Below are 26,264 nucleotides of genomic sequence, written 5' to 3'. Positions count from 1 at the left end.
GTGCGATAATACACGATAATTAGCCCTTTTATGAAGAGGAGGAGCGTACACATGTCTACATTTCGTAATCCGATATTGCCTGGTTTTTATCCTGATCCTTCAATTTGTAGGGTTGGGGATGACTATTACATGGTGACGTCTACGTTTGAGTATTACCCAGGGGTTCCAATTTTCCACAGTAAGGACCTTGTTCATTGGCAGCAGTTAGGGCATGTGTTGGATCGTCCCACTCAGCTGAACTTAGACGGAACGCCATGCTCTAGAGGGATTTATGCGCCAACGATTCGCTATGCGAATGGTGTCTTCTATATGATCACGACATTCGTGGTGAGTGCGACAGGCGAGCGCAGGAATTTCTTCGTTACGGCCGACAATCCAGCAGGTCCTTGGTCGGACCCCTTCTGGCTTCAAGGTGCGCCAGGAATAGATCCATCGTTGCTTTTCGATGAAGACGGCAAGGCGTATTACACCGGTAACCGTATGCCGCCTGCTGGGCAGCAGTATCCGAAGCATATGGAAATATGGCTGCAGGAGCTTGATCTGGAGACGAAACAACTCGTCGGTCCAACCTTCAGCTTATGGGATGGCGCATTGAAGGGCATTCATGCGCAGGAAGGGCCGCATTTGTACCGCATCAACGGTTATTACTACTTAATCATCGCAGAGGGTGGAACTGGTCATACACATTCCGTGACAATTGCTCGATCTGAGACATTGACGGGACCTTACGAGGTCGGCAAAACCAATCCCATACTGACGCATCGCCATTTAGGGCAAGCCTACGGGATTGTAAATGTCGGGCATGCGGATATTGTAGAAACGCAAAACGGGGAGTGGTGGATGGTTTGTCTAGCCTCCCGGCCTTATGGAGGGCATTACCGGAATATGGGGCGTGAAACGTTCCTAATTCCATTTATATGGGAAGAAGGATGGCCGGTTGTCAATCCAGGCAAAGGCATCGTGGAATTGGAAATGCGTCGGCCAGATTTACCACAACATCGTTGGTCTTCGAAGCCAGCGTGCGATCACTTCGACACACCTGAGTTGGATCAACGGTGGAGCTTCCTGCGGACACCGCGAGGTGATTTCTGGAGCCTCACGGAGCGGCCCGGGCATCTCAGGTTGCGGCTAAAGCCAGATTCCATCACGAAGTTTGAGAATCCAAGCTTCGTAGGGCGGCGCCAGCAGCATTTCTCATTTGCCGTGCGAACTTCGGTGGCGTTCACGCCGGGAAGCCCTCATGAAGCCGCAGGTTTAGTGCTGCTGCAGAACAATGACTTCCAATTCAGGCTGGAAATCAGCATGAATGAAAGTTCCCAAACGATCCTGCGACTCGTTAGAAGGGAGAATGGCATCGAGACTGTGCTTGCTTCTTGTAAGCTCCATGCCGATCGCGTCTATCTGAAGGTGGAGGCGCTCGAACAGAGCTTGCGCTTTGACTACGCTGAAACAGCGGAAGCTTGGATGCTGTTATGTGATCATGTCGACGCTACCATTTTGAGCGCGGATAAAGCTGGTGGATTTGTTGGCGCATACATAGGCCTGTTTGCGGAGAGTAATGGCGGACAGAGCAAGAACCATGCGGATTTTGATTATTTTGAGTACGTTGAGCTCGATACGAATTGATCTTCAGCCAACAAGTAACGGCTTAAGCTTCATTTAGCGTATAATCATTCATTGGAGGGGTAACTAGAATGAACAGAAGAAAACAGATTGCGACGCTTATGGGAACAGCTTTGTTGACAACGACCGTATTAACAGCTTGTTCGAGTAAGGGAGATACAGGATCGGCAAGCACGATGAAGGTTCCGGACAATACGCCTTTTCCACTTTCACTTGTGGTGAACCAGGTTGGTGAAGTGCCTTCGAAAGACAGTGAAATGGAGAAGTCGATTAGAGCCTATACGAACACTGATCTGCAAATACAATGGATACCTCAGGCTGCCTATGATGAAAAGGTTAATGTCATGATTGCTTCGAATGAGCTGCCTAAGTTGATCAAACTAAACTACAATAACCCGAGTATCATTAGCTCCGTCAAATCAGATTTGTTCTGGGAAATCGGGCCCTATCTCAAAGATTACAAAAACCTGGCTGCTCAAAATCAGCAGTTCTATGACAATATTGCGGTTAACGGTAAGGTGTATGGTGTTCCTTTGTTTCGCGATTTAGGACGGTCTGTTGTTCATTTCCGCAAAGATTGGATGGATGCACTAGGTCTTAAAGCACCGAAAACGTTGGATGACTGGTATAACGTTGCCAAAGGGATGACCACAGGTGACCCTGATAAAAATGGCAAGAACGATACGTACGGACTCATTTTATCCAAAAGATATAATCAAGACGCGGATTCCTTGTTAACTCGAATTACCGTTTCCCAAGGCGGGCCGAACAAATGGCAAGTCGTGGACGGCAGCTTTACACCAGAATTTGTCTCGGAGCCATTCTTCGAAACGATGAAGTTGTTTAAGCGGCTGTACGAAGAGAAGTTGATTAACCAAGACTTTGCAGTAGTCGACGTGACAGAAGTTGATAAACAATATCAATCAGGACGCGGAGGTATCACGATTAGCGGAGGCAATGCGCAGTCTTGGTATGATAAACTCATTAAAGTTGTGCCGACAGCGGTTATTGATGCAGGACCTCTTGAGGGCCCGAACGGCATTAAATTGCCGAGTGAGAGTGGGAACAACGGTTTCTTGGCGATTCCAAAGTCATCCGTTAAGACCGAAGCTGAGATGAAGAAGGTATTAACCTTTGTGGATAAGCTCATGGATCCGACGATGGCAATGCTATTGGTAAAAGGGATTGAAGGAAAGCATTGGGCGGATAAGGGCGAATTTACTGAGCCGCTTGATCGTGATGCGGATGCCAAAGAAGTGAAGCCTTATCGTGATAACTTGCCTCAACGTAGTGAGGCTTACAATATAGCGAAGCCTATGAAACAGCCAGATCTGTTTAATAAGAACAAAAAGATTGGCCTAGAAAATGAGAAGTATATCGTGGTAAACCCAGCGCTTACGCTAGATTCGGCTACGATCTCAGAGAAGGGCAAAGAGCTGGATCAAATGATTACAGATGCCGAAACGAAATTCATTATGGGTAAAATTGATGAAGCGGGCTGGAAGGCTGAGATTCAGAAGTGGCGAACAGCTGGCGGAGACAAAGTGATCCAAGAATTCAAAGAGTCTTATGCAAAAGCGAAAAAGAAATAATGGATTGTAAAAAAGAGCTGTCTCTAGGGTCCCCTAGGGACAGCTCTTTTCCTAATAGCGCTATTTAGTAAAGTGTATAATGCTTAAATGTTCTACACCGCACTCGCAATATGATCCTCAATATACTGCTCAAGCTTAATCCGCACATAAGGCGGCAAGCCGGAAAGCATACAACCATAGCGGAAGCTGCGTCCTTCGGTCACGATGCGAATGACACGACCCGTAATCGGTGGTAATCCAGCTTCTTGAGGGAAGTGGATGACGACGAACATATCCGGCGCAAGCAGCACATTGGTCGTGATCTGCAGTCCGCTTTCGGATAAATCGAAGAGAGTTCCGTCAATATTTTGCCCGGAAAAAGAGCCTTCTTGCTCCCATTGGTAAATGGACAGTTTCAAGTTAATATCCAGCTGAACCCGTGTATTCTTGCGACGTTCGCGACCCGAGAGCGGGGAAGCGGCTTTCACCGGTTCCGTAACAACAGGTGCACTAGGATTAACAACATCTTGTCCCATCCATTCCTCGTAGCACTTAATGACAGCGCTAAGATCTTCTTCACCTAAGCCTTTACTTAGGCCGATCTGGAACAGATTGGTAGCAGACTGCAGCATTKGCGTCGGTAATTGAAACTTACTCGTTATTTCTTGCGCGAGCAGTAAATCTTTCAGCATCAGCTTCAAGGAGAATTGATTGCTGAAATCGCGATCGAGAATTTTATCGCCTTTGAGCTCAACTTGCTTGCTATTGGCTCCGCCTGAGCGGACGATTTCTAAGAATTGACTAGGGTGAATCCCAGCTTTCGTGGCAATTGACAGGCCTTCGGCAAGTCCCGCAAGATTAATCCCGACCATCGTATTGTGAGCGAGCTTGGCATAGGAGCCAGAACCGCTCGGTCCTAGGTAAAGGGCTTTGCTGCCAAGTACGTGGAACAATTCTTGCTGCTCTTCGAATACTTCCTGGCTGCCGCCAACCATGAACGTAAGCGTACCTGCTTCAGCAGCGGGCTTCGTACCTGTAACAGGCGCGTCGAGGAAGTCGACGAAATGTGCTGCGAGCTCTTCCGCGAGCTTTTGACTTGTTTGGGGAGATACGGTGCTGGTGTCAATAATCGTGAGTGCCGGGTGAATACCGCTCAGAATACCTTGCTCACTGTAAAATGTTTCGAGAAGCGCAGCATCATTGCTGAGCATTGTAAATAGGACATCTGAGTTGCGAGCGACTTCCGCAGGCGTGAGGCCAACCTCAGCCCCCATTTGCTCAAGCTCGTCCGCTTTGCCAGCAGTACGATTATACACAGTTACCATAAAACCTTTTTGAATAAGGTTAGCAGCCATGGGCCTACCCATTGTGCCAAGTCCAATAAAGCCGATACGTTTCATGTCCTCACCTCTGACTTCATTTTAGCATGGGAATTAATACCTGTGAATTCCTTTCTCGCTTGCTTTTAGACAAGCAAATAAGTATGCTAGGAAAAGGTGAAAAATAGAGATGGAGGCGAACCTATTGAGTAAAAAATTACAATTTGATTACAGCAAGGCATTATCCTTTCTATCCCAGCATGAGGTCGATTATTTGTCGGCACAAGTGGAGCTAGCCCATGATCAGCTTCATAACAAAACAGGTGCAGGCTCTGATTATTTAGGATGGGTAGATCTTCCTGAGAACTATAATCGTGAAGAGTTTGCCCGCATTCAAGCGTCCGCGAAGCAAATTCAATCGGATTCCGACGTGCTTGTCGTGATCGGTATTGGTGGTTCCTATCTAGGTGCACGTGCTGCGCTAGAAATGTTGTCTCATTCTTTTTATAACATTTTGCCAAAAGATAAACGTAAAACACCTGAGATTTATTTCGTAGGAAATAACATCTCTTCTACATATGTCACGCACTTGCTTCAATTGCTTGAAGGCAAAGATTTCTCCGTGAATGTGATCTCCAAATCCGGTACAACAACTGAGCCAGCGATTGCTTTCCGTATTTTCCGCGAATTATTGGAGAAGAAATACGGTAAGGAAGCCGCTCGCAAGCGTATCTACGCAACAACGGATCAGGAGAAGGGCGCTCTCAAAACTTTGGCAACAGCAGAAGGCTACGAAACTTTCGTTATTCCGGATGATGTTGGTGGACGTTACTCCGTGCTAACAGCGGTTGGTTTATTGCCAATTGCGACTGCTGGCATTGATGTTGAAGCGATCATGAAAGGTGCGGCAGATGCGCAGCAAGAATTCTCGAATCCGAAGCTGAGCGAAAACCAAGCTTACCAATATGCAGCTGTTCGTAACTCCTTGTATCGTAAAGGAAAAACGATTGAAATCCTTGTGAACTATGAGCCATCCTTGCACTTCGTATCGGAGTGGTGGAAGCAATTGTTCGGTGAGAGCGAAGGGAAGGACTACAAAGGGATTTATCCTGCTTCCGTAGACTTCTCAACGGATCTTCACTCCATGGGACAGTTCGTTCAAGATGGTAATCGCATTTTGTTCGAAACGGTTATCCAAGTTGACCAAGTGGCTGATCATATCACAATCGGTACAGATAGCGATGATCTGGATGGTCTGAATTTCCTTAGCGGCAAAACGATGGATTTCGTGAACAAGAAGGCATTCCAAGGCACGATGCTTGCGCACACGGACGGTCAAGTACCGAACCTGATCGTAACATTGCCCGATATGACGCCTTACTCTTTCGGATACATGGTCTATTTCTTTGAAAAAGCATGCGGCATCAGCGGCTATTTGATGGGTGTGAATCCGTTCGATCAACCAGGTGTTGAAGCTTACAAAAAGAACATGTTTGCCCTCTTAGGCAAGCCTGGCTATGAGAAAGAAAAAGCGGAACTTGAAGCTCGTTTGCAGCAGTAATTAGCAACTCACAATAAAAACGATCAATCCTATCGGATAGGTCGTTTTTTTGCACCTTTTTTTCCATTATTTATGTGGTAAATTTTCTTTCTATATTGTCGAAGTCTAATGTTGTGTGTAGAATATAGTGAAACAGTTGTTTCCTTCTACCGAGAAAGGTTGGCTATGCTAGCACATTATCGCACAATCCATTCGTATGGTTCGTCTGAGATTATCATCAAGAAGTCACGTTTCATCGGTCATGCTAAACCCGTAGAGTCAGAAGAAGAAGCAATCCAGTTTATTGAAGCGATCAAGAAAGAACACAGAGCGGCTACGCATAATTGCAGTGCGTATATCATTGGGGAGCGGGATCAAATCCAGAAGCAATCCGATGATGGAGAACCCAGCGGTACCGCAGGGAAGCCGATTCTGGAAGTGATGAAGCATCAAGGGCTCAAGAATACCGTTGTCGTAGTTACTCGTTATTTTGGTGGCATCATGTTAGGTGCTGGCGGACTTATTCGCGCTTATACGGATGGGGCTGTGGCAGGCATAGAAGCAGGAAAGCCGATTTATAAAGTAAATCATCAGCTCGTGCTGATTGAAGTCGATTATACATGGTATGGCAAACTGGAAAACGAACTGAGAAATCAAGGGATGCTGCTAGGGGATATTGGGTTCACGGACAAAGTAACCGTTCCTTGTTATCCTTTAGCGGCTGAAGCGGAAGCATTCATGAATTGGGCAACTGATGTTACACAAGGTCAAAGCTTGATCGTCGCGGGTGAGAACGAATATATCGTTCACGAGAGCTTGCCTGAATAGGCAGGCTCCCAGAAGACCCAACAAATTTCATATGAGCTGAGGATGCGGAGGGATAGGAATGGCTAGGAAAGCAGTCGCGCAAGAGCTTAGCAGAGAACGAATTCTTACAGAGGCGCGGGAATTATTCGCTACTTTCGGCTATCGCGCTTTAACGATGCGAAGCATTGCTAAAGCAATGGGGTACAGTCATGGTGCGTTATATTACCATTTTAATGAAAAAGCTGAGTTATTTTATGCACTAATTAAAGACGATTTTGCCTTACTGCTGCAGCGTCAGCGGGAAATGATTGTTCGTGAGCATGGGTTTAGCGTGAATTTGCTTCAAAAGTTAATGATGGAATTCGTCTGGTTTGGTTTAAGTAATCCGAATCACTACGAAATGATGTTTATGATTAACGAGCCAGAACTACAGCAGTACTCGCGTACCGAACAGGCGCAGTGCTTGGACATGTTTGCCATTGTGATTCGTGAAGTGATGGTAGATCAGCCAGGAGCTGAGAGTCGGAAGTTTACACTTCCGTGGAATTTGTTTATGTCTTTACATGGCTTTATTTCCTATTGTATTCAGTTTAAGCTATCATACGAGGATGCACGTAGATTGGCTGACGAGCATATTCGCCTTATCTGTGTTAGTCTGGATGTCGATTCTGCTGAATTGCAACGTCCGCTAGTCAAAATGGTTGGGCCGAATGCACTTAAATCAATCGTGATATAGAAGAAATAAGGAAGCGAGACGTTCTGTCTTTGCTTCTTTTTTGCATATGAGACAAACTGTATTTTACATTACCTTGTATGTGCTTTAAAATGATGAAAAGACAGCAATGGAAGGATGATTACATTGGATTTGAATACATGGTCGGAAGCGAACGTTGAATTTATGTTTGAAGGTATTACGAGAAAGCTGCGCATGGCAACAGGAGGATCCATTAAAGCCTCCAACGTGAAAGAAGAAATGTACGAGGATTTGAAAGATCTTTATGATATGGTCACGAGCAAGGATCGTTTCAGCATTAGCGAGATTGATGCGATTACAACCGAGCTTGGGAAAATTCGCAAAGCCTAGTAGACTCATACTTATCCTAAAAGCATACCGCCTCACCCCATAAGCCTGCCGCTGTTTCTGACCTTGTGTTGGAGGAGCGGTTTTTTGTTGTGATTTCGCCCCGAACCCCGAACTTGGAACTACGGGGCAGCGTGGGGGTTTGGTGAATTACTCTCGCTCATCGCTCCCCTTCTCAAAAATGCAAAAATACAACCTTTTTCGCTAAATCATGGATGAAATTGGTGAATTCGTGCAAAAAGGCAACCTTTTTAACGTATTTAAGGATAATCTCCTGAAATCACTCCAAATTGATGCCTATTTGCATCAATTTCCGATAAGGGTGGGGAAACCCACTCTAAAAGTGCTCTTTTGCATTTTTGACCACAATAGAAAGTATAAGTTTTCGGATCCCGAAAACATCTTTCTATTTGGCGATAAAACCATATATAGGGACCTTTGGTCGGAGACCAAAGTCTCTCAGCTTTAACGCGATCGCACATCTTTGAATAGCCTCGATAGAGGTTTTCTCACAGGGTTAGAGGACTTGAAGACTTAAGAGTACTCAGAAAATCAACAACCTTAATCCATCGGGCACTACATTCATAGCTTCCACTCACTCCCTTGCTACTCATTACTTCACATTCTCCTACTACTCCACATTACTTCACATTCTCCTATTACCTCACATTACCTCACATTTTCCTACTACCTCACACTACTTCACATTCTCCTATTACCTCACACTACTTCATATTCTCCTACTACCTCACATAACTCCACATTTTCCCACATTCGTCTATTTATCCTCACTACTCTCCAATTACCCTTCAACTACTCTCCTTACCCTCCTGTCCCGATCCCCCTTGGCGGCCGCAAGACATCCTGATCGTGTGAATAACTGGATTTTCTGCATCTAATTCAAGCTAAATTTTCGATTTTTGGGAAATAAATGGATTTTCTCCTATTAATTTCAGCAGATTTCATCAAAACTGATCATTCTGAGCACAATTAGCTGTAGGAAATCCAGTTAAACGCCAACAATGCTAGATTTCTCCGGATTTAGCTGTAGAAAATCCATTTAATCAATCAGCGCAATCCCAGCAATCCCAGCATGAGCCCCACACTAGCAGCTACTTACCTGATTTCTACGTTTCGCGATGCTAGTGACCGCCAAATGCTAGATACTGCAGTTAAATCCCATCAATCGGCACTCGGAATTCATCAATCGCCAATCGCCAATCGTTACATTGCATGAAATGTCCAGGCGGATACTCGAATTCACACTCGCTCATCAGCGTAAAGTTAAGCTTGCGACACACAGCATTCGATGCTGGATTGTGAATCGAGGGGAAAGCATGCATCCACTGAAATTTGGCCTCTGATCTCGCATGGGAAATAGCTGCCTGTAAGGCGCTACTGGCTAGCCCGCGACCTTGAAAGCCGGGTAGCACACTCCAACCGACTTCGTAAACATGTTCTCCTTGCCAATGGCTGTCCCAGTAGCCAATACTACCCACGGCTTCACGATCAGGCAGTAGTACGATGCTAAACATGTGCCCCTTGCCTTTGCCGCTAATTTCCAGATACCGTTTATGACGAATTGCCAGCTGCTCCTCTGTTTCCGGACCACCCAGGTGCTCCATCATCTCAGGAGCATTAATCAGCCGCAGAAGTTCAAGATCCGATTCGGACCAAGGAACGATACTAACCTTTGACACTTTCTCAGACATTTTCTCACTCCTCATATAATTAGTAATCTCGCAATGAGCTATAGCTGTTTCTATCATCTTATTGGAACATACGTTCTATGACAAGACATCATCCATTTTCCCATACATAAAATCCCTCTACTAAGGACAAAATAGGTAGAAATTGGAACATAAGGAGAACGTGACATTGACGCAACATGGAGAGGCTTCCGCCGCAACTTTACCGCAATTCCCCAAGTCATTCTGGCTTGATTCTGTTGACAAGCTCCCTCAGTTTCCCCCACTAACAACCGATCTGAAGACCGATGTCGTCGTCATTGGCGCAGGTATTACTGGAATCACAACCGCGTATGTGCTCGCCAAGCGAGGCGTTAAGGTTGTTGTTCTGAATGCCGGTCCAATCCTAGAAGGAACGACGGGACACACGACCGCCAAAATTACAACGCAGCATGGACTGATATATCATGAGTTTCTTTCCCATTTTGGAGAGGAGAAGACTCGTCTTTATTATGAGGCCAATCAAGAAGCGCTGACGCTCATCAAACAAACGATTGCTGATCTAAACATCGACTGTCAGCTTACAGATGAAGATGCTTATCTCTATACGAGTGATGATGATTATTTAAACCAACTACAGGACGAATACATGGCATATGGGCAGCTGCAAATCGGTGGCGATTATCTGGAATCCACGCCTCTGCCTTTCGCGACGAAAGCAGCCATCCGACTACAGGGGCAAGCTAGGTTCAATCCTGTGCCTTACCTGATCAGACTCCTTCAGGAGATTACGAAGCTGGGTGGTCAAATTTATGAGGGAACAACCGTCGTAGGTGCGACCCAAGAGCAGCCATCCCTTGTCAAAACAAAGCAAGGGCATCAAGTTACATGCAATTATGTTGTCACAGCCTCCCACTATCCGTTCAACGACATCAAGGGCGCGTATTTCACTCGTCTGCATGCGGAGAAGTCGTATGTCATTGCAGCACGCACGGAGAAAGCTTACCCTGGGGGGATGTACATCAACGTAGAGCAGCCAACTCGTTCTCTTCGTGCTGTCACCATCAATGGGGAACCTGCGGTTCTTATCGGCGGTGAGGGTCATAAGACAGGGCAAGGTCTATGTACGCATCAGTATTATGAAAATCTTCAGAAGTTCGGCGAGGAGATGTTCGGTCTTCAGGAGATTTTGTATCGTTGGTCGGCTCAAGATGTGTTCACACTGGATAAAATGCCCTATATCGGACAGCAGTTTTCCGATGCTCCTAACCTCCTCATGGCGACTGGCTTTCGCAAATGGGGAATGACGACCAGCATGGTAGCGGCGTTGCTGAATACGAAGATTATTCTAGGGGAGAAGAGCCCCTACGAAGAAGTGTTTACACCGCATCGTTTCCATGCCGATCCCAGCATCAAAACATTTGTCATGCAGAATGCCAACGTGGCCAAAGAGTTTGTTGCTGGCAAGTTTGATTTGCTGCATAAGCACCCTGAAGAACTGTCGCCTGATGAAGGGGCTGTCGTTAGTGTGAAGGGGAAGAGAGCTGGTGCTTACAGAGAGCCGAATGGCGAACTGCACATTGTTGATACGACTTGTACCCATTTGGGGTGTGAAGTCGATTGGAATGACGCGGAGCGTACATGGGACTGTCCGTGTCACGGTTCCAGATATTCGTTCCAAGGTGATGTCATTGAAGGACCAGCCAAAAAGGCATTGACCAAGCTTACTGTAGAGACATGAGCGTATTTTTGCTAAAAATGGACAGCTATCCATGCGATATTACCCCATAAGCCATACACTGTAGAGCAATGTATCTCTGCTCACGTGAAGGAGGTGGACGTTCGTGGCATCCAGAATTCGTAAAGACGAAGTGCGTAAATTGATCGGGAAAGAAATTGTGGCTCTTAAGAAAGATGGTACACAAGTAACGGGTAAATTGGTGCGGATCAGCGGTAACACGTTGATGGTTTCTCCACAAAACGGAAAAAAAGTGCAAGTAAAAGCGATTATTCCGTTGGTTTTATTTGACCTGTTAGCGATTGGCACTACACCTTTTGGCTTTGGTGGGTTTGGCGGTGGCTTTGGTGGAGGCTTTGGCCCTGGCTTTGGTGGGTTTGGCGGTGGCTTTGGCCCTGGCTTTGGCGGCTTCGGTGGTCCAGGACTCTGGTTCTGATCATCGCGCTCGAAAAAGACTCTTTCCTTCTGGGAAGAGTCTTTTCTCATTGGGAGAAGCATCTACGAAAGGCCGCACCATTTCCCTGCTCACTGAATAGGCTAAGATACAGGTTTACGGCGGGGTCCCGTGCATGAGGGAGCAGCCCTAGAACCAATCGCGGATAGGGAGTGAGCAGCATGCCGAGTTCCATCGTGTTTAACATGATCAATATTAATAATCAGAATACGAATGCAACGATCGGGATTGGTGAAAATGCACAATCCAGCTGGGATTCCCATAGCAAAAACAATTACGGCACCGGTGAATTCATCGGTAATTCGATCGCCTGTAACTTCGTCAATACCATCTTTGATAATGACTTTATTGATGCGCCAATTAATGATCAGGACTTTAAACCAGCCATAACGAATCAAGTTTAAATGAAGGGTGGGTTGTAAGCGATGCTGAATCTACCCGGACCGTTAGACCCGCCATTGATTCAATTTGATTCGATTCATGTCAATTCGATCGCCGATGCTTCTGGCATATTCATTGGTACGAACGCACAAGTAAATTGGTCAACGAGCGGTAAAATCAATAGTGGCCTTGGTGAAGTGAGTGGTGAACATAACGTGGTGTGGAACAATATAAACACCGTGTACGATAACGATATCATTGATGCACCCTATACCAAGGGTGATTTGATCATTGGCCGTGTTTGAAAAATAAAGCTCCGCGGGCAGCCTTACTCGGCCGTTTGCGGAGCTTTCGTCGTTGCGTCTGTTGGAGGTGGAGAGGCAGCTGCTGTGGTGAAGCCCGATGCTTGTGCTTGCACAGTTATCATCTCTTGCAGCCATTCGGGCGTATCGTTATCGCCGACATTGAGCATGTCAAGGAAGTCGGAATCGTTCAGCATCGAACGGGTACCGAMCAACTGATTATGGTCGCCTTCGACGGCGCCAAAGCCTTGAACTGTTTTTTGATTACTTTGAAAATCAGTGGGCCAATTATTTCCCATATTGATGCAGGATGCACTTTCCACGGAGCCAATCCGGATCGAACCGATGATAAAGGTTGGAGACATGAATGATGACACGGTCAATCACCTCATCTTTATACTTTTGACGACTGGGGAGGGGTATAGCGGTAGCCGGTTGAGGTTCGCTCAGGGCCTGGACCCTCTTGTTCGGGCGACGATTTCGAGAGATCGTCTGACGCGCGCTCCTGTCGCGGTTCTTTGGTGACTTGAGAACGCTGGAATGCCTTATCCACGGCCTCATCCTGCGCTTTCCCATTCGGTTTAGCACCGAAATTGTTGCCCAAATTCAACGAACCGCTAAGCTCCTTAATGTCGAGATGATCGAGTCGAAATGTTAAGTTTTCGAGAACAGGCTGATGGAGGTGCAGATTATCGATATGAATGCGCGGGTGTTTAGCAGAGAGGTCGGCTAACTGTTCTTCCAATTTTCGAAGCCGCTGTTCCAATAAGTGAACGGTTTGTGTGTGTACGGAAGACGGCAAAGCTTCTGTTCGCATAACTGATGGCGGTTTGGGTGTGGCGTTAGAAGGTCCGGTTGGAGGCGGCGACTTTTTCTTTTTTTGAAACCACATAGGTTAGGTCAGCTCTTTCGTGTATTCGGTTTAACATCAAACGTATCATTATCCAGGACCGTATGCTTCCCGCCCAACACAACATTACGTTTACCATTTATGGCCCCAAGCCCTTGATTCGTCTTGACAGAATGTCTTCTGCCGCTGATCCGATTACTGCCCTTATTAACGCTAGAGTTCTCCGTTATGTCATCAATATGAATGGATTGAAATTGGATCCGAACCATGGTCATTCCCTCCAAATCCTCTAATTTTAGCTTCTCCCTCCCATGTATATGGGGACAAACGCAGAATCATTTCTTTTTTTGCAAAACAAAAAGATCACCGTAGCTCCTCCTTCATAAAAGGGAGTCGGCAATCTTTCTTCAACCGTTGTCTCAAGTAAACTGTATGGGAATAACCTTCTCGCCACCMTCCGGAGCAAGCGGAATACGAATGATAAGCAAACCGTTATGATACTGTGCTCGCATCTGATCGGTCAAAGCTCTGCCAGGCAAGCGAATCGCTCGCTCAAATGTGCCAAAATAGCGCTCAGACAGTCGCATTTGCTCATCACTGACCTGATAAGGACGAACGAGCATTCCTCTGATTAAGAGGGACTGGTCGCGGAAGGATAGCTGGATGTTCTCAGGGGATGACAATCCTGGAACCTCAGCGACCACAACGAGTTCCTGCGGCGTTTCATACATATCAACTCGGGGTCCGGTTAGCGGAATAATACTGGCAATATCCTGCCAGAACTCGGGGCCTAACACATCGCCGGCTTGCGCCGATAGTCCCTTCCAATCGGGTTTTGACGAACGATTGCCTGGAGGATTCATCTGCCATCATCACCTGACTTCACCATTAAAAGTAGAGCTGCAAGCAGCTTGCTACTAGTTTATGTGGGGATGCGTCGGATTATGGCTGGCATCTACATGCGGGACATGCTTATTGCCCAGGAGGCCGCTGATTCGCCATCTGCTGCTGTGCCATGCGTACGAGTTCTCGTACCATCGCGCCGCCGATTGGGCCGCCGACTCGGCCTGCGTCTTCTGAGCTGAGTTGCCCATTATAGCCTTGCTGCAAGGGGACACCAAGTGTGCGGGCAACCTCGTATTTGACAAGATCGGGTCGTTCTGGATTAACGGCATAGCCTTGATTTTGCATAACGTGGGCCTTGAGAAGCCCTAAGCCATGTTCGGATCCGGGCACCATAGCCCGGTTTCTTCTTCTTCGTGACATCGTCTATCACCTCTTAGGTGTTAGGATGCCCTGCCTCATTTCGAATCATGAGTACGAAAGCTGAAATATTTATGCCCGACATAATTGCCAATCGTGTACAAGCCATTCCCTACCAGGATGGCACCGTTATGGAGCCAGTTCGTGCTGGCATTTGGGAGATAAGAACTGAGCGCTTCGGCAAGCAGCCAGCTGATCCCATAAGAAAATCCGTAACAGACGAGTATGATCAGTCCGAACTTCCACCAACTGCTGCCGATGCTGGCTTTGGAGCGAAAGGTAAACGTACGGTTCAGCAGATAACTCACTACCGCACCAATCGTATTGCCGCCAAAGGTCGATAGCCAGTAATTCAGATCTAGTAGGTTATAAAGTGCAAAACTGGCGGATAGACCCACCAGCGTATTCAACACACCAACGAGTAAGAAACGCGCAAAGCTGCCTGTTAGCAAGGATTTGAGTGAAGTGGAGGTCATTCCAATTACCGCCTTGCAGAGGCAGGTTGACTCGCCTGCGAAGTGAGGGTTGCCTGCTCTTGAGCTTGCTCGGTTAAATCCTTTTCGATAACGAAAAGCGGGCGCTGCTTCACTTCTTTATATATTTTACCTATGTATTCGCCGATCAAACCAATCGCAAGTAGCTGTACACCACCGATGAACCAGACAGAGAGAATAAGAGAAGTCCAACCCGTAACGTTCTCCCCAAGTAATTTGCCTACAATCGCATAAATAGCCGCAACTACACTAAGTGCGAAGAGCAGAAAGCCCATCACCGTAACCAAACGAATGGGAGTTACACTGAAAGATGTGATGCCATCGAAGGCAAAAGCGAGCATTTTGCGCAGCGGATATTTGGATTCACCAGCAAATCGTTCCTTCCGGTCATAATAGACCTGTGTAGAGGGAAATCCTAGCAGAGGGACTAATCCTCGGAGGAATAAATTAACCTCTTGAAACTTCTCCAAATTATCGAGCGTACGCTTGCTCATTAAGCGGAAGTCCGCATGATTGTATTGAATTTTTACACCTAACGAAGTCATGAGTTTATAAAAKCCTTGCGCTGTAGCTCGCTTGAAAAAAGTATCAGATGAACGATCCTGACGGATACCGTAGACAATATCGTAGCCTTCATGGAATTTAACAAGAAATTCACGAATGACAGATGTATCGTCCTGCAGATCCGCATCGATGGAAACGACACAGTCGGAATACGCTTTCGCTTTCAGAAGTCCAGCGAGTAAGGCGCTTTGATGACCGGCATTTTTGGCCAGCTTAAGCCCAGTAATGAATGGATTGGAAAGGTGGAATCGCTCGATTAGCGACCATGTTGCATCTTTACTGCCATCATCAACAAATAATACCGTACTGCCCTGGGCAACCAATTGATCTGTAATGAGAGAATCTAATACTTCACTGAGTTGAAAAACAGTTTCGGGGAGGACTTCTTCTTCATTATAACAAGGGACCACAATGGTCAAAATCGGTTTAGACACAGTACCTCGTCTCCGTCCTAAGTAGGGAATAGATGAAATTCAGGCTTAAGCTTTTATTATAGCTAAAAGGACTAAAAAAAGTAAGCGGCCGGAACGGAATCACCGTCCCAGCCGCTGTCATGCAATTTATATTACCAACCAAACCCGAATGTACTAAGAACGATAACCAAGAGGACATATAGTACGAGGACTACAGCAGTGCTTGAATAACCTACGCCGCCAGTTCCGCAACCACAACTCATGTCAATCCCTCCCTTCACAAAATTACTATATGTCATCTGACTAGAAGGTGTATGGATGAATGACCCGATTGCGGAATAAATAATTGGGCAACGTGTCCATTTTGTGGGACTGGTAGGGGATGAGCACCTAAAGTAGGGAGGAGGCAATCAGACGCATGCGTTACGAGGAGCGTCAACCGGATGAGACATTGCAGCGTTATATTAAGTGTTATTGGTATTTGGAGCGGGATTACAGCGCGGCAGAGGAGGAGGAGACGCTGTGGCCAGATGGCTGCCAAGAGTTGATCTTTCATTATGGAGCTAATTTTTCTATAGGTGAGCAAGTGTTGCCAAGAGCATTTTTTGTCGGAGCCCTTTCACGTTATCATCCACTTACCGCAGAAGGTCCCGTTCGTATATTCGGCGTGCGATTGCTGCCATGGGGTTTGCGGGCTTTCAAAGAGATGGATCATCGTACGTTGATCGATAAGTTTCTGCCTCTCGCTGATTTGTTTCCCGAACATGAACTTCCTGAGTTGGTTCCGCAGTTGGCAGAGGCAGATTTGGACGAAGGCATCGCTTTGCTGACAGCTTATCTTTATCGTCATTTCCAACCAGAAACCAAGCATGCCGCGATGATTAATATATTGTCCAAACTATATCGAACACCGATGGAGCAGGATGTTCCCATCAGCGTCATCGAGAGTGGATACTCTCAGCGGCATTTTGAACGGATTTGTTCAGAGCTCGTTGGCATGTCACCCAAGCGATTAAATGCCGTATCCCGTTTTAACTTGGCTAGGCTCCAAATTTTCTTCAACCCAACGATTGATATCGCGAGCTGTATGGGCCAGTTCGGCTATCATGATTACGCGCACTTTTCCAAGGAATTTAAGAGGTGTCTCGGCGTTACACCGACGGCGTATAAGAAGTGGTTGTTGGGGCTTGGGGTGGTGCGTTAGTGGTTATTGAGTGACAGCTGATACATATCGACACAGCGGACACAAGCGACGCAATCGATACTGTAGACACACCAGACACAGACACAGAGGACACAGCGGACACAAGCGACGCAATCGATACAGTAGACACACCAGACACAGAGGACACAGCGGATATAAGCGACGCAATCGATACAGTAGATCAAGCGACACGGCTTCGGAACGGCAACCCGACAGAATCGAGCAACCCGACACCTCCGCCCCCCTCGATCCATCTGACTTTGCAGAAACTCTTGCCTTCAGGTGGTTGCTTAGGTAAATAACTGGAATTTCTCCATCTAATTGAGGAGTATTTGGGCGAATTTGTGAAGTAGCTGTATTTTCTCCAGTTAATATTGGCCATTTCCTTCGACAGGAGAGAAATAGGTGGAATTAACTGGATTTTTTCCATTTAAATACCAAAAACTTTGAATAGTGTCGAAAATAGCTGGAGTTTTTACAGTTAAAGTTGCAGGGAGGGGGGGGAGAGGTGGGATTGCTAAAGAGTGACAAGACTGACAAGAGTGAAGTACCACGAATTATGATAAGGTTTCCCACTTCGCCCACATTTCCCTAGGGTTCAACTCGTAAACTTCACTTTCCCGAAACATAAACTGGTGCATAATCAATTCGCGGCGCAAGGTAGCGAAATCTGGATGATAGTTTTTGAGGAAGAGGTTAAGCTCTTTTTCGGCGTAGGAGCGGCCTTTTTCTAGTTCAGTGACAAGATGCTCCAAGACAATCAGTTTTTTCTTGAGCTGTGCTGGTATATGTTTGAGCTTGCCATCGAGCGTAAAAAAGTTCCGTAAAACAGACTTCTGAAGATTTAAATTTTTGTCTTCCGTTTCCATGGATGCGGGAGCCTCCTTTTTATTTTTGAAAATCAAATCAGCAGTTGCTTGACCGTTGCTACGAATGAAGGCGTCGTTCAAGGTGAAATAAATCGTGTTTTTGTCACGGCGTTCATGAATCAAGTTGGCTTCGCGAAGTTTTGAGGCATGATGGGTAATGGTCGCGGGAGTAACGCTCAGCTTCTCAGCGAGAGTTTGCCCATTCGTTTCGCCGTCCGCCAACAAAATAAGCATACGAATACGCGTAGCATCCGACATGGCTTTGTGATAAGTGATGATTTTATCTAATTGCATAGACGAGAAACAACTCCTAGTAATCTAATTAGATATTAATCTAATTAGATAATAATTAAATTAGTTTGGCATGTCAAGCGTAAAAGTTTCCTTCTAGACAGGGGTCATGTAAAATACAAGTATGGAAGTCAAAGCTTAAAGGGGAAGAATGATGCGAATTCTCGTCATGACAGCAGTCGTCCCTGAACGAGATGCCATACAGCGGGGTCTTGGTCAGGATAGCAGATTTGAATATGCTTTAGCCGGCGTGGGGCTAGCCGCAGCGGCGGTGAATGGTGCCCTTGAGCTTGCTAAAGCCGATTATGACTTATTGATTATCGCTGGTATTGCAGGTGGTTTCGTCGGCCAAGCGGACATTGGCTCGCTTGTTATTGCGAGCGAAATCATCGCCGCCGATCTTGGCGTGGAGCTGCTGGATGGCTTCAGCAGCTTGGACGAGCTGGGCTTCGGCACAACGCGCATCAGCGCGAATGCCGAACTTGCCCAGCGTGTGACGGCGGCGCTGCAAGCCGCCGGTTTGCAGGCGCAAGCGGCGCCGGTACTGACGGTGGCCACGGCCACCGGAACAGCGGCAACCGCCGCTGCGCTGGCTGCGCGCGTGCCTGGCGCTGCCGCCGAAGCCATGGAAGGCTTCGGCATAGCGACAGCTGCGCAGCAGCGCGGGGTGCCTGTGTTGGAGATCCGCGCGATCTCCAACGCGGTCGGACCGCGAGACCGAGACGCCTGGCGGATCGGTGATGCCTTGAAAGCTTTAGAAGCAGCAGGTTCAGTCTTAGCGGAGGTGCTTTAAAATGAAAATAGCGTTCTCACCTTGTCCAAACGATACCTTTGTTTTTCATGCCTGGGCGCATGATTTAATCCCAGGCGCACCAGAACTCGATGTCCTCTACGCGGACATCGATATAACGAACCGTCTGGCTGCCGAAGGCACAGGCCCCGACGTGCTCAAAATCTCCTACGCAGCACTCCCATGGGTGCTGCAGGATTACGCCCTGCTGCCCTGCGGCGGCGCCTTGGGCAGAGGCTGCGGCCCGCTTGTGCTGACGCAGCCAAACGGCAATGCCACCCCGGACCCGGCTGCCCTTAGCGGCCGCCGAGTAGCCGTGCCAAGCGAACGCTCGACGGCGTACTTACTGTTCCGCCTATGGGCAGAACAGAACGTGCCTGGCGGCGTTGGCGAAATCGTGGTCATGCCGTTTCACGAGATCATGCCCGCCGTGCGGGACGGCCTCATCGATGCCGGCCTCGTTATTCATGAAGCGCGGTTTACTTACCCGTCGTACGGGTTAGCGCTTCTAACAGATTTGGGCAGCTGGTGGGAGCAAGACACCGGGCTGCCAATCCCACTGGGCGCCATCATCGCTCGGCGTACCATGGATTTGAAGGCGCTCGCGGGCTGGGCTCGCGCCTCCGTTGAGTACGCGTGGGCGCATCCGGAAGCTTCGCGCGACTATGTCATGCAGCACGCGCAAGAGATGGATCCGCAGGTCGCGCAGCAGCACATCGACCTGTACGTCAATGAGTTCACTGCTGATCTCGGCGATAGCGGCTATGGCGCTGTCTTAACCTTGCTCCAGCGGGCAGCGGAGACAGGTCTTGTGCCGCAGATGGATTATGCGGCTTTATTGAAATAGCACGGGTATGGAACTAGGCTGTCTTCCTCGTAGTTGAATCTACTTGGATAGACAGCCTTTTTGTGTTCTTTTTATACTCACGTAGCTCCGCGCAATACTCCTCATTTACATTTTTTTACACCCTCAAATATAAAGTAAAGTTAAAGTAGATTTGTAGTCATCGAGCAATCATAATTGGCGTATGCAAGAACACTTAGGTTATGAKGTGAATGATTTAGAATGCGAACGAAGCTATTTTTATCCTTACGGGGCAAGTTCATTATTTTATTTGCTCTGCTCATTACGGTTCCCTTCTTTATTAGCGGGTGGATTACCTACTATCAATATATCTCGAATGTTGAAGAGGATTCCCGCCGATATACGCGCCAAATTATTGAGCAGGTCCACATTAATCTTGATCGATATATGAAGGACATGGATCGCATTACGATGGCGCCTTATTATAACCAAAACGTAATGAATATTCTGAGAAAACACCCAAGGCAAAGTAACTCCGTATTTGTGACTTCCGATGAATACAGCAAGATGAATTTGATGATTTCTTCACTCACCTTTGATCGAAGTGAGATAAGGAGCATCTTAATTTTTGCCCTTGACGGGAACTTGTTTAGCAACCTGGAGACTACCGTTGATCGATACTGGGAAGCTTCAAGCAACCCGTGGATGGCAGATGTTCAGAAGGGGGACGGTTCAATTGTTATATTGCCGCCTCACGACGCAGGCTACTATTTGGATGGCACAGAAAGGGTCATTTCCATTGCACGTGTTGTTAGAGAAATTTCCACCAATGAATATTTGGGGATCGTGAAGGTTGATCTGACTGAGATGGGCTTCAAAAGCTTGTTAGATTCCACGAATTATAACGGCAAGAGTCAAATTTATATTTCGGATCGTAATGGTGTTGTGATCTTCCCGATTGATGGGGTGGATATGGATAGTTCATTGAGCTGGAAGGAAATTAACAACAGCAAAGAACAAATTTCGGCAAAGGTAAGTTCTGAATTTACGGGTATGCAAGTGACGGGCTTTATTCCGAAGAGTGAGGTAACCGCGGGAGCTCGCAAGCTAGTGAGGTCTACGATTATCGTTTCGGTTATTTCGATGCTAGTTGCTTACCTCCTAGCAGTTGTAGCTTCAAGCCGATTAGTGAAGCCTATTAGACATCTTCAGAAGAAAATGAAGAAGGTGCAGATGGGTGATTTCGGGGAACGAGCTGAAGTCGCCTCCCATGATGAAATTGGCCATCTTACAGGCGGCTTTAACATGATGGTGACAGAAATCGAGCGCCTGATTAAAGAGGTGTATGAAAGCAAGCTTCGTGAAAAGGATGCCCAGCTATCGACGCTCGAGAGTCAAATTAATCCCCATTTCATCTACAATACGCTGGAATCGATCAACCTGATGGCTCTGGAGTCGAATCATCCTAAGCTATCAAGTGTTGTCGTCAGTTTAGGCAGGCTGCTGCGATTTACGGTAGATAAGGATGAGCGCCTTGTCTATCTGAAGGACGAGCTGCTATTCGTGGAATCCTATATTCAGATTCAGTCGTATCGATTAGGTGGACAGCTTCAGATGGAGTTTGATGTCGACATGGGGCATGAGGAGTATCTCGTTCCCAAATTAATGCTTCAGCCTTTGATCGAAAATGTCATTGAGCATGCCATGGAAGAGGACCCTGTCATCGTCCGAATCGCCACATATGTAGAAGAGGATCACTTTGTCATCACTGTTTCAGACGATGGTAAGGGGATTAGCGAGGAAAGAATGAGGCAGGTAGAAGCTCATATCTACAAGGAAAGCAACGAACACGGCGCTAGGGATGGCTTCGGATTCAAGAAGAAAGGCTTCGCACTGCGAAATGTTCACTGGCGAATCCGACTATTGTTCGGACCGAACTATGGGTTATTTCTAGATAAGAGCAATAAGCAAGGCACTCATTTTATTGTGAAAATTCCATTGCAGTGGGAAGGGGAATGACAAGTGCTTCGAATTTTATTAGTTGAGGATGAGATTAATCTTCGGAATGGTTTCCGTCATTTACTTGAGCATATCATAGGCGGGGTTCAGGTGGTTGGGGGAATGTCCAATGGCCTGGAAGCGATTGAATGGCTGAAGACAAATACGACAGATGCCGTCATTACGGATATCCGTATGAAGGAAATGAACGGGATTGAGATGATGCGGAGGCTTAGTGACCAATACCCTGAACTGCCAGTTGTCATCGTTAGCGGGTACAGTGATTTTGAATATGCAAGGGACGCACTAAGGTATCATGCTGCTGATTATTTATTGAAGCCTGTAGACAAGGCCGAACTAGCCATTGTTATAGATCGATTAAAGAAGGAGCTTCTCAAAAATAATCCCCTGCAAGCCGAAATTGCCTCTTCTGCAAAGGAAGGGCAAGAGGAGCGGCAAATCATAAGAAAGGTTAAGGAGCTTATCGATAGTCATCTAGATCAGAACATCTCACTGCAATACTTGGCTGATCAGGTTTTCTTGAACCATAGATATTTGTCCGCATTGTTTAAGTCGGAAACGGGACAGAACCTATCGGAATACTTGACGCAGCGCCGAATAGAGAAGGCCAAGCAGCTATTAAAGACGACACATATGAAGGTTCAAGACATCGGAAGAATGTCGGGATATCCCAATGGTAAGTATTTCATGTCTTTATTTAAGCAGGTCGTTGGGTTGACGCCATCAGAATTTCGAGACCAATAGGAGTACGAATATTCATGCAGATTTTAAAACCAATATCGATACAATTCGAACCTATTCTGAATTTTAGGCCATAAAAGAGCGGGTTCATTTTCTTTATAATAAAGTTTGTAAACGTTTCACTGAAGCGGTTACATAATACAAATTAAAGGGGAACCCGAATATGAATAAAAAGTTTAGCTTACTTATGGGMACGCTGCTAGTCACAACGTCAGTAGTAACTGCCTGCGGTACCAAAACAGATACGCCGGCAGCAACCGGAGCTACAACAGTGCCAAGTTCGTCAACAGAGGTGAAGGCGCAGAAGCCTGTTACACTGAAATTCAGCATATGGGGAAACGACACGCACAAGAAAATGTATGAGGATATGATTGCCAAATACAAGGAGAAAAACCCGAACATCAGCGTGGAGATTACGATCATTCYTTTTGCTGACTACCAGCAGAAGCTATCGATCATGCAAGCATCAAATTCAGCTCCAGATGTCGCATGGCTCGCAGAACGTATGATTCCGCAATTCATTCAGGGCGGTCAGCTTCTTGAAGTAACGTCCTTGAAAGCGGATACGGCGTATAAATTTGATGAGGTATATCCGACAACGCTTGAATTGTTAACCAAAGACAGTAAAATCTATGGCATTCCATTTTCTACACCTACATCGATGATCTACTACAACAAAACGATGTTCAAAGCAAAAGGACTGGCAACGCCAACTGAACTGTATAAGCAAGGGAAATGGAACTATGAGGAGTTCCTCAAAGCGGCAAAGACATTAGCTGACCCTGGAAAGGGTGTATATGGAACGAATTTTGTGCGCAATGGCTGGACCAACTGGCCGGATGCCCTGCAAACCGTATTTAATTCATACGGCGCCGAACTGTTAAGTAAAGATGGTTCGAAGTTTACTTTGAACTCCAAAGAGGGCGAGCAGGCGCTTCAGTTGTATTCGGATATGATCTTCAAGGATAAAGTGCATCCGAAGCCAGGGGATCAAACGACGTTCGACACGGGGAAAATTGCCATGCAAAAGGAATTGTTCAGCTATATGGGTAAAGCTAAGGCGATCAAAGACTTCGAGTGGGATATTGCTCCATTGCCTCAAGGGCCTAAAGGTGCGGGCACTACAATGGGATATGCTGGCGTTGTTGTTATGAAGGATAGTAAATTCCCGAAAGAAGCAACAGACTTCTTAAAATATATTACGAATAATGAGAATATGAACATTACAAGCCAATATTTCGTGCCAAGCCGCAAATCGATTTTGGAATCGGAGTCATTCCTGAAGCAAGGGCCATCACCTGAGAGTGTGAAGCTTGCCGTCATCGATCAAATGGTAGGGGCTACTACGCTGCCAGCTCACAAAAATTGGCAGCAAATTGATACCAAGATGCAAACGATTCTTGATTTGCTCTATGCGCAGTCGGGCTCGGTGAAGGATGTATTGACCAAAGCCGAAAGTGAAGTAAGCCCGTTGCTTAAATAAAGAAGCGTCACGGTAGTTGAGAAGCTTAGAGTAGAAGGAGGGTCTGACCGCGAGTTATAGCCTAATACTGGCTAGATGACTGAGCATGAGTCAGATCCCTTTTACTCGAAGCTTCTTGCGCTGCTGTGGATTTCGTGTGCTTTTTGATCGAATAACTTACAGAGAACGGAGAGAAACAACATGGATTCCGCAGGTGCGAAATTGACCCCATCCCTGCAGACAGGGCAACCCGTTTCCATCAGGAAACGTGCCAAGAGCCGCCTTGCTTCAAGTGGGGCATGGTATGCATACTTATTTATTTCTCCGATGGTACTCGGATATATCATCTTCTTATTGGTTCCAATTGTGGCTGCATTTGGCATGAGCTTCACCAATTACTCTCTCCTTCACGATACGGAGTATGTAGGGTTGGATAACTACGAGAAAGCATTTCTGAACGACCCTTTATTTTGGAAGACGGTATGGAACACATTGTACTTTTCGGCTGGGCTCATTCCCTTGAATTTGATGCTCGCGCTTGGTTTAGCACTTCTGTTAAATAGAAAAATACCAGGAATCAGCCTGTTTCGAACCGCTATATTTACGCCGGTAGTGACTTCGATTGTCGTATGGGCGATTGTGTGGAAATACATTTTTGCAACGGATGCTGGCTTGATCAATCAAATACTGCTGTTATTTAACATACAGGGACCCGCATGGCTTTACAATTTTGGCTTGGCGATGCCAGTAGTTATCGTAGTCAGCGTATTGAAGAATGTAGGTCTGAATATGGTGATTTTTCTTGCTGCTTTGCAGGAGGTTCCCAAAATGTACTACGAAGCTGCCAAGATTGACGGAGCCTCGCGCATGAGAACCTTCTGGAATATCACCTTCCCGATGATCTCACCAGCGTTTTTCCTAGCGCTTATCCTAACCTTAATCGGTTCGCTGAAGGTATTCTCCCAAATCCAAGTCATGACGGACGGTGGTCCGGGGACTAGTACCTATGTGCTTGTGTACTATATTTATCAGCAGGCGTTTAAGCAATTTGAATTCGGTTACGCATCTTCAATCGCTTTCATTTTGTTTTTCCTAGTGCTGATCTTGACCATCGTGCAATGGAATATGAGAAAAAGGTGGGTGCATCATGAACAATAACCAACAGGGTATACTTCGAAACCTGCCTATTTATACAGTGCTTTCTCTTATATCACTCGTTATCTTGTTTCCATTCCTATGGATGATCACGACTTCACTTAAGGATCCGACAAAAATATTTCTGTTTCCACCGCAATGGATTCCTGATCCCATTTCCTGGTCCAATTTTAAGCAAGTATTCGTCAAACAGCCCGAGTTTCCTCTTTACTTCTTCAATAGCGCTTATATAGCCATAGTGGTTACCATAGCTACTTGCTTGTTTGCGGCACTGGCTGGGTATGCGTTTGGCAAGATGAATTTTCGTTTCAAAAATATCATCTTCCTCATCCTGCTGACCGGTATGATGATTCCGACGGAGGTGACGGCGATTCCGATGTTCGTGTGGATGTCTAAGCTGCATCTGACCGACACACACTTCCCGTTAATTGTTCCTTCTGTATTAGGTGCAGGCGGAATATTCGGCGTATTTTTACTTCGCCAATTTTTCATCATGGTACCAGATGAGCTGGAGGAAGCGGCGAAAATTGATGGCTGCACACCATGGACAACGTTCTGGCGTATCATGCTGCCGCTTTCTACGCCGGCGTTATCTACGCTCGCTATTTTTACATTTCTTCACAGCTGGGATAACTATTTCGATCCGCTGATCTACATTAGCGATAATAAATTATTTACTTTACCTGTTGGACTCAAGTTATTCACGGATACGGCAGGGACGGATTGGCACTTATTGATGGCAGCCTCCGTTATGGCGACTGTCCCCCTATTGCTTGTTTTCTTTATCGCCCAGAAGCGATTTATCGAAGGTGTAGCTTTGACTGGTTTGAAATAAGTAGA

General features: G+C 46.5%; 28 protein-coding genes and 1 pseudogene. 18 read left to right on the top strand and 11 right to left on the bottom strand.

Annotated elements, in window-relative coordinates:
- Positions 1-51: 51 nt before the first annotated feature.
- Positions 52-1,626 carry a glycoside hydrolase family 43 protein gene (locus AC1DLM_RS05085; protein ID WP_477569311.1) on the top strand — a complete coding sequence of 525 codons (1,575 nt, stop codon included), beginning with the start codon at positions 52-54 and terminating at the stop codon, positions 1,624-1,626.
- Between the two features lie 68 nt (positions 1,627-1,694).
- Positions 1,695-3,215: a type 2 periplasmic-binding domain-containing protein gene (locus AC1DLM_RS05080; protein WP_441988847.1), complete on the top strand. Its 1,521-nt coding sequence runs from the start codon at positions 1,695-1,697 to the stop codon at positions 3,213-3,215.
- 92 nt (positions 3,216-3,307) lie between these two features.
- Here AC1DLM_RS05080 and AC1DLM_RS05075 read toward each other — a convergent pair whose 3' ends face one another.
- Positions 3,308-4,594 (bottom strand): NAD(P)-binding domain-containing protein, encoded by a 1,287-nt coding sequence (locus AC1DLM_RS05075; RefSeq protein WP_477569310.1) that lies wholly within the window; start codon positions 4,592-4,594, stop codon positions 3,308-3,310.
- 124 nt (positions 4,595-4,718) lie between these two features.
- Between AC1DLM_RS05075 and AC1DLM_RS05070 the strand changes: the two genes are divergently transcribed.
- From AC1DLM_RS05070 to AC1DLM_RS05055, 4 genes are all read left to right on the top strand, one after another.
- The gene (locus AC1DLM_RS05070; RefSeq protein WP_056609606.1) at positions 4,719-6,074 is read left to right on the top strand and encodes a glucose-6-phosphate isomerase; all 1,356 of its coding nucleotides are present in this window, start codon (positions 4,719-4,721) and stop codon (positions 6,072-6,074) included.
- A 165-nt stretch (positions 6,075-6,239) separates the two neighbouring features.
- Positions 6,240-6,881: a YigZ family protein gene (locus AC1DLM_RS05065; protein WP_056609032.1), complete on the top strand. Its 642-nt coding sequence runs from the start codon at positions 6,240-6,242 to the stop codon at positions 6,879-6,881.
- 58 nt (positions 6,882-6,939) lie between these two features.
- On the top strand, positions 6,940-7,596 hold the full coding sequence (locus AC1DLM_RS05060) for a TetR/AcrR family transcriptional regulator (protein WP_477569309.1): 657 nt from the start codon (positions 6,940-6,942) through the stop codon (positions 7,594-7,596).
- A 114-nt stretch (positions 7,597-7,710) separates the two neighbouring features.
- A complete protein-coding gene (locus tag AC1DLM_RS05055; RefSeq protein WP_376769501.1) occupies positions 7,711-7,944 on the top strand; it encodes a DUF1128 domain-containing protein in 234 nt (77 codons plus the stop codon).
- Positions 7,945-9,113: 1,169 nt separating this feature from the next.
- Here AC1DLM_RS05055 and AC1DLM_RS05050 read toward each other — a convergent pair.
- The gene (locus AC1DLM_RS05050) at positions 9,114-9,653 is read right to left on the bottom strand and encodes a GNAT family N-acetyltransferase (RefSeq protein ID WP_477569308.1); all 540 of its coding nucleotides are present in this window, start codon (positions 9,651-9,653) and stop codon (positions 9,114-9,116) included.
- Positions 9,654-9,819: 166 nt separating this feature from the next.
- On the opposite strand from AC1DLM_RS05050, the gene AC1DLM_RS05045 reads away from it, so the two are divergent.
- The 4 genes from AC1DLM_RS05045 to AC1DLM_RS05030 all read left to right on the top strand — a co-directional run bounded on the left by AC1DLM_RS05045 (position 9,820) and on the right by AC1DLM_RS05030 (position 12,507).
- The gene (locus tag AC1DLM_RS05045; protein ID WP_477569307.1) at positions 9,820-11,370 is read left to right on the top strand and encodes an FAD-dependent oxidoreductase; all 1,551 of its coding nucleotides are present in this window, start codon (positions 9,820-9,822) and stop codon (positions 11,368-11,370) included.
- Between the two features lie 103 nt (positions 11,371-11,473).
- Positions 11,474-11,803: a hypothetical protein gene (locus AC1DLM_RS05040; protein WP_441988853.1), complete on the top strand. Its 330-nt coding sequence runs from the start codon at positions 11,474-11,476 to the stop codon at positions 11,801-11,803.
- A 179-nt stretch (positions 11,804-11,982) separates the two neighbouring features.
- Positions 11,983-12,225 (top strand): spore germination protein, encoded by a 243-nt coding sequence (locus AC1DLM_RS05035; RefSeq protein WP_056609042.1) that lies wholly within the window; start codon positions 11,983-11,985, stop codon positions 12,223-12,225.
- A gap of 21 nt (positions 12,226-12,246) precedes the next feature.
- The gene (locus AC1DLM_RS05030) at positions 12,247-12,507 is read left to right on the top strand and encodes a hypothetical protein (protein ID WP_441988854.1); all 261 of its coding nucleotides are present in this window, start codon (positions 12,247-12,249) and stop codon (positions 12,505-12,507) included.
- Positions 12,508-12,530: 23 nt separating this feature from the next.
- Here AC1DLM_RS05030 and AC1DLM_RS05025 read toward each other — a convergent pair whose 3' ends face one another.
- The 8 genes from AC1DLM_RS05025 to AC1DLM_RS04990 form a co-directional block, all read right to left on the bottom strand.
- A complete protein-coding gene (locus AC1DLM_RS05025; RefSeq protein ID WP_477569306.1) occupies positions 12,531-12,881 on the bottom strand; it encodes a hypothetical protein in 351 nt (116 codons plus the stop codon).
- Between the two features lie 17 nt (positions 12,882-12,898).
- On the bottom strand, positions 12,899-13,396 hold the full coding sequence (locus AC1DLM_RS05020; RefSeq protein WP_477569305.1) for a hypothetical protein: 498 nt from the start codon (positions 13,394-13,396) through the stop codon (positions 12,899-12,901).
- Between the two features lie 8 nt (positions 13,397-13,404).
- A complete protein-coding gene (locus AC1DLM_RS05015; protein ID WP_477569304.1) occupies positions 13,405-13,623 on the bottom strand; it encodes a hypothetical protein in 219 nt (72 codons plus the stop codon).
- A gap of 150 nt (positions 13,624-13,773) precedes the next feature.
- Positions 13,774-14,217 carry an Hsp20/alpha crystallin family protein gene (locus tag AC1DLM_RS05010; RefSeq protein WP_477569303.1) on the bottom strand — a complete coding sequence of 148 codons (444 nt, stop codon included), beginning with the start codon at positions 14,215-14,217 and terminating at the stop codon, positions 13,774-13,776.
- A 109-nt stretch (positions 14,218-14,326) separates the two neighbouring features.
- A complete protein-coding gene (locus AC1DLM_RS05005; RefSeq protein ID WP_477569302.1) occupies positions 14,327-14,620 on the bottom strand; it encodes a small, acid-soluble spore protein, alpha/beta type in 294 nt (97 codons plus the stop codon).
- Between the two features lie 35 nt (positions 14,621-14,655).
- Positions 14,656-15,093, bottom strand: coding sequence for a GtrA family protein (locus AC1DLM_RS05000; protein WP_477569301.1), 438 nt, complete (start codon positions 15,091-15,093; stop codon positions 14,656-14,658).
- A 5-nt stretch (positions 15,094-15,098) separates the two neighbouring features.
- Complete coding sequence (locus AC1DLM_RS04995; protein WP_441988861.1) at positions 15,099-16,109, bottom strand: glycosyltransferase family 2 protein; 1,011 nt, start codon at positions 16,107-16,109, stop codon at positions 15,099-15,101.
- A gap of 131 nt (positions 16,110-16,240) precedes the next feature.
- Positions 16,241-16,351: an MYXO-CTERM sorting domain-containing protein gene (locus AC1DLM_RS04990; protein WP_200962405.1), complete on the bottom strand. Its 111-nt coding sequence runs from the start codon at positions 16,349-16,351 to the stop codon at positions 16,241-16,243.
- 155 nt (positions 16,352-16,506) lie between these two features.
- Here AC1DLM_RS04990 and AC1DLM_RS04985 point away from each other — a divergent pair, with 155 nt between their 5' ends.
- Complete coding sequence (locus tag AC1DLM_RS04985; protein WP_441988862.1) at positions 16,507-17,292, top strand: AraC family transcriptional regulator; 786 nt, start codon at positions 16,507-16,509, stop codon at positions 17,290-17,292.
- A 557-nt stretch (positions 17,293-17,849) separates the two neighbouring features.
- On the opposite strand, the gene AC1DLM_RS04980 is transcribed toward AC1DLM_RS04985, so the two are convergent.
- Entirely contained in the window at positions 17,850-18,455 is a 606-nt protein-coding gene (locus tag AC1DLM_RS04980) for a DUF2087 domain-containing protein (RefSeq protein WP_441988863.1), read from the bottom strand.
- 148 nt (positions 18,456-18,603) lie between these two features.
- Between AC1DLM_RS04980 and AC1DLM_RS04975 the strand changes: the two genes are divergently transcribed.
- The 7 genes and pseudogenes from AC1DLM_RS04975 to AC1DLM_RS04945 form a co-directional block, all read left to right on the top strand.
- Positions 18,604-19,245, top strand: a complete 642-nt coding sequence (locus AC1DLM_RS04975; RefSeq protein WP_441988864.1) for a futalosine hydrolase — start codon at positions 18,604-18,606, stop codon at positions 19,243-19,245.
- A 1-nt stretch (position 19,246) separates the two neighbouring features.
- Positions 19,247-20,089: a 1,4-dihydroxy-6-naphthoate synthase gene (locus AC1DLM_RS04970; RefSeq protein ID WP_477569300.1), complete on the top strand. Its 843-nt coding sequence runs from the start codon at positions 19,247-19,249 to the stop codon at positions 20,087-20,089.
- 219 nt (positions 20,090-20,308) lie between these two features.
- Positions 20,309-22,066, top strand: a complete 1,758-nt coding sequence (locus tag AC1DLM_RS04965; RefSeq protein ID WP_477569299.1) for a sensor histidine kinase — start codon at positions 20,309-20,311, stop codon at positions 22,064-22,066.
- A 3-nt stretch (positions 22,067-22,069) separates the two neighbouring features.
- On the top strand, positions 22,070-22,810 hold the full coding sequence (locus AC1DLM_RS04960; protein WP_477569298.1) for a response regulator transcription factor: 741 nt from the start codon (positions 22,070-22,072) through the stop codon (positions 22,808-22,810).
- 160 nt (positions 22,811-22,970) lie between these two features.
- Positions 22,971-24,290, top strand: coding sequence for an ABC transporter substrate-binding protein (locus AC1DLM_RS04955; protein ID WP_477569297.1), 1,320 nt, complete (start codon positions 22,971-22,973; stop codon positions 24,288-24,290).
- A gap of 180 nt (positions 24,291-24,470) precedes the next feature.
- The gene (locus AC1DLM_RS04950) at positions 24,471-25,427 is read left to right on the top strand and encodes a carbohydrate ABC transporter permease (protein ID WP_477569296.1); all 957 of its coding nucleotides are present in this window, start codon (positions 24,471-24,473) and stop codon (positions 25,425-25,427) included.
- Positions 25,417-26,214: pseudogene (locus AC1DLM_RS04945) on the top strand (carbohydrate ABC transporter permease); the annotation flags it as partial. The gene AC1DLM_RS04950 and the pseudogene AC1DLM_RS04945, both read left to right, overlap by 11 nt.
- Positions 26,215-26,264 lie beyond the last annotated feature (50 nt).

It is taken from the genome of Paenibacillus sp. 01T442, assembly GCF_056398345.1.
Note: the sequence above shows the minus strand (reverse complement) of the source record. Positions and strands in the feature narration are given on the sequence as shown.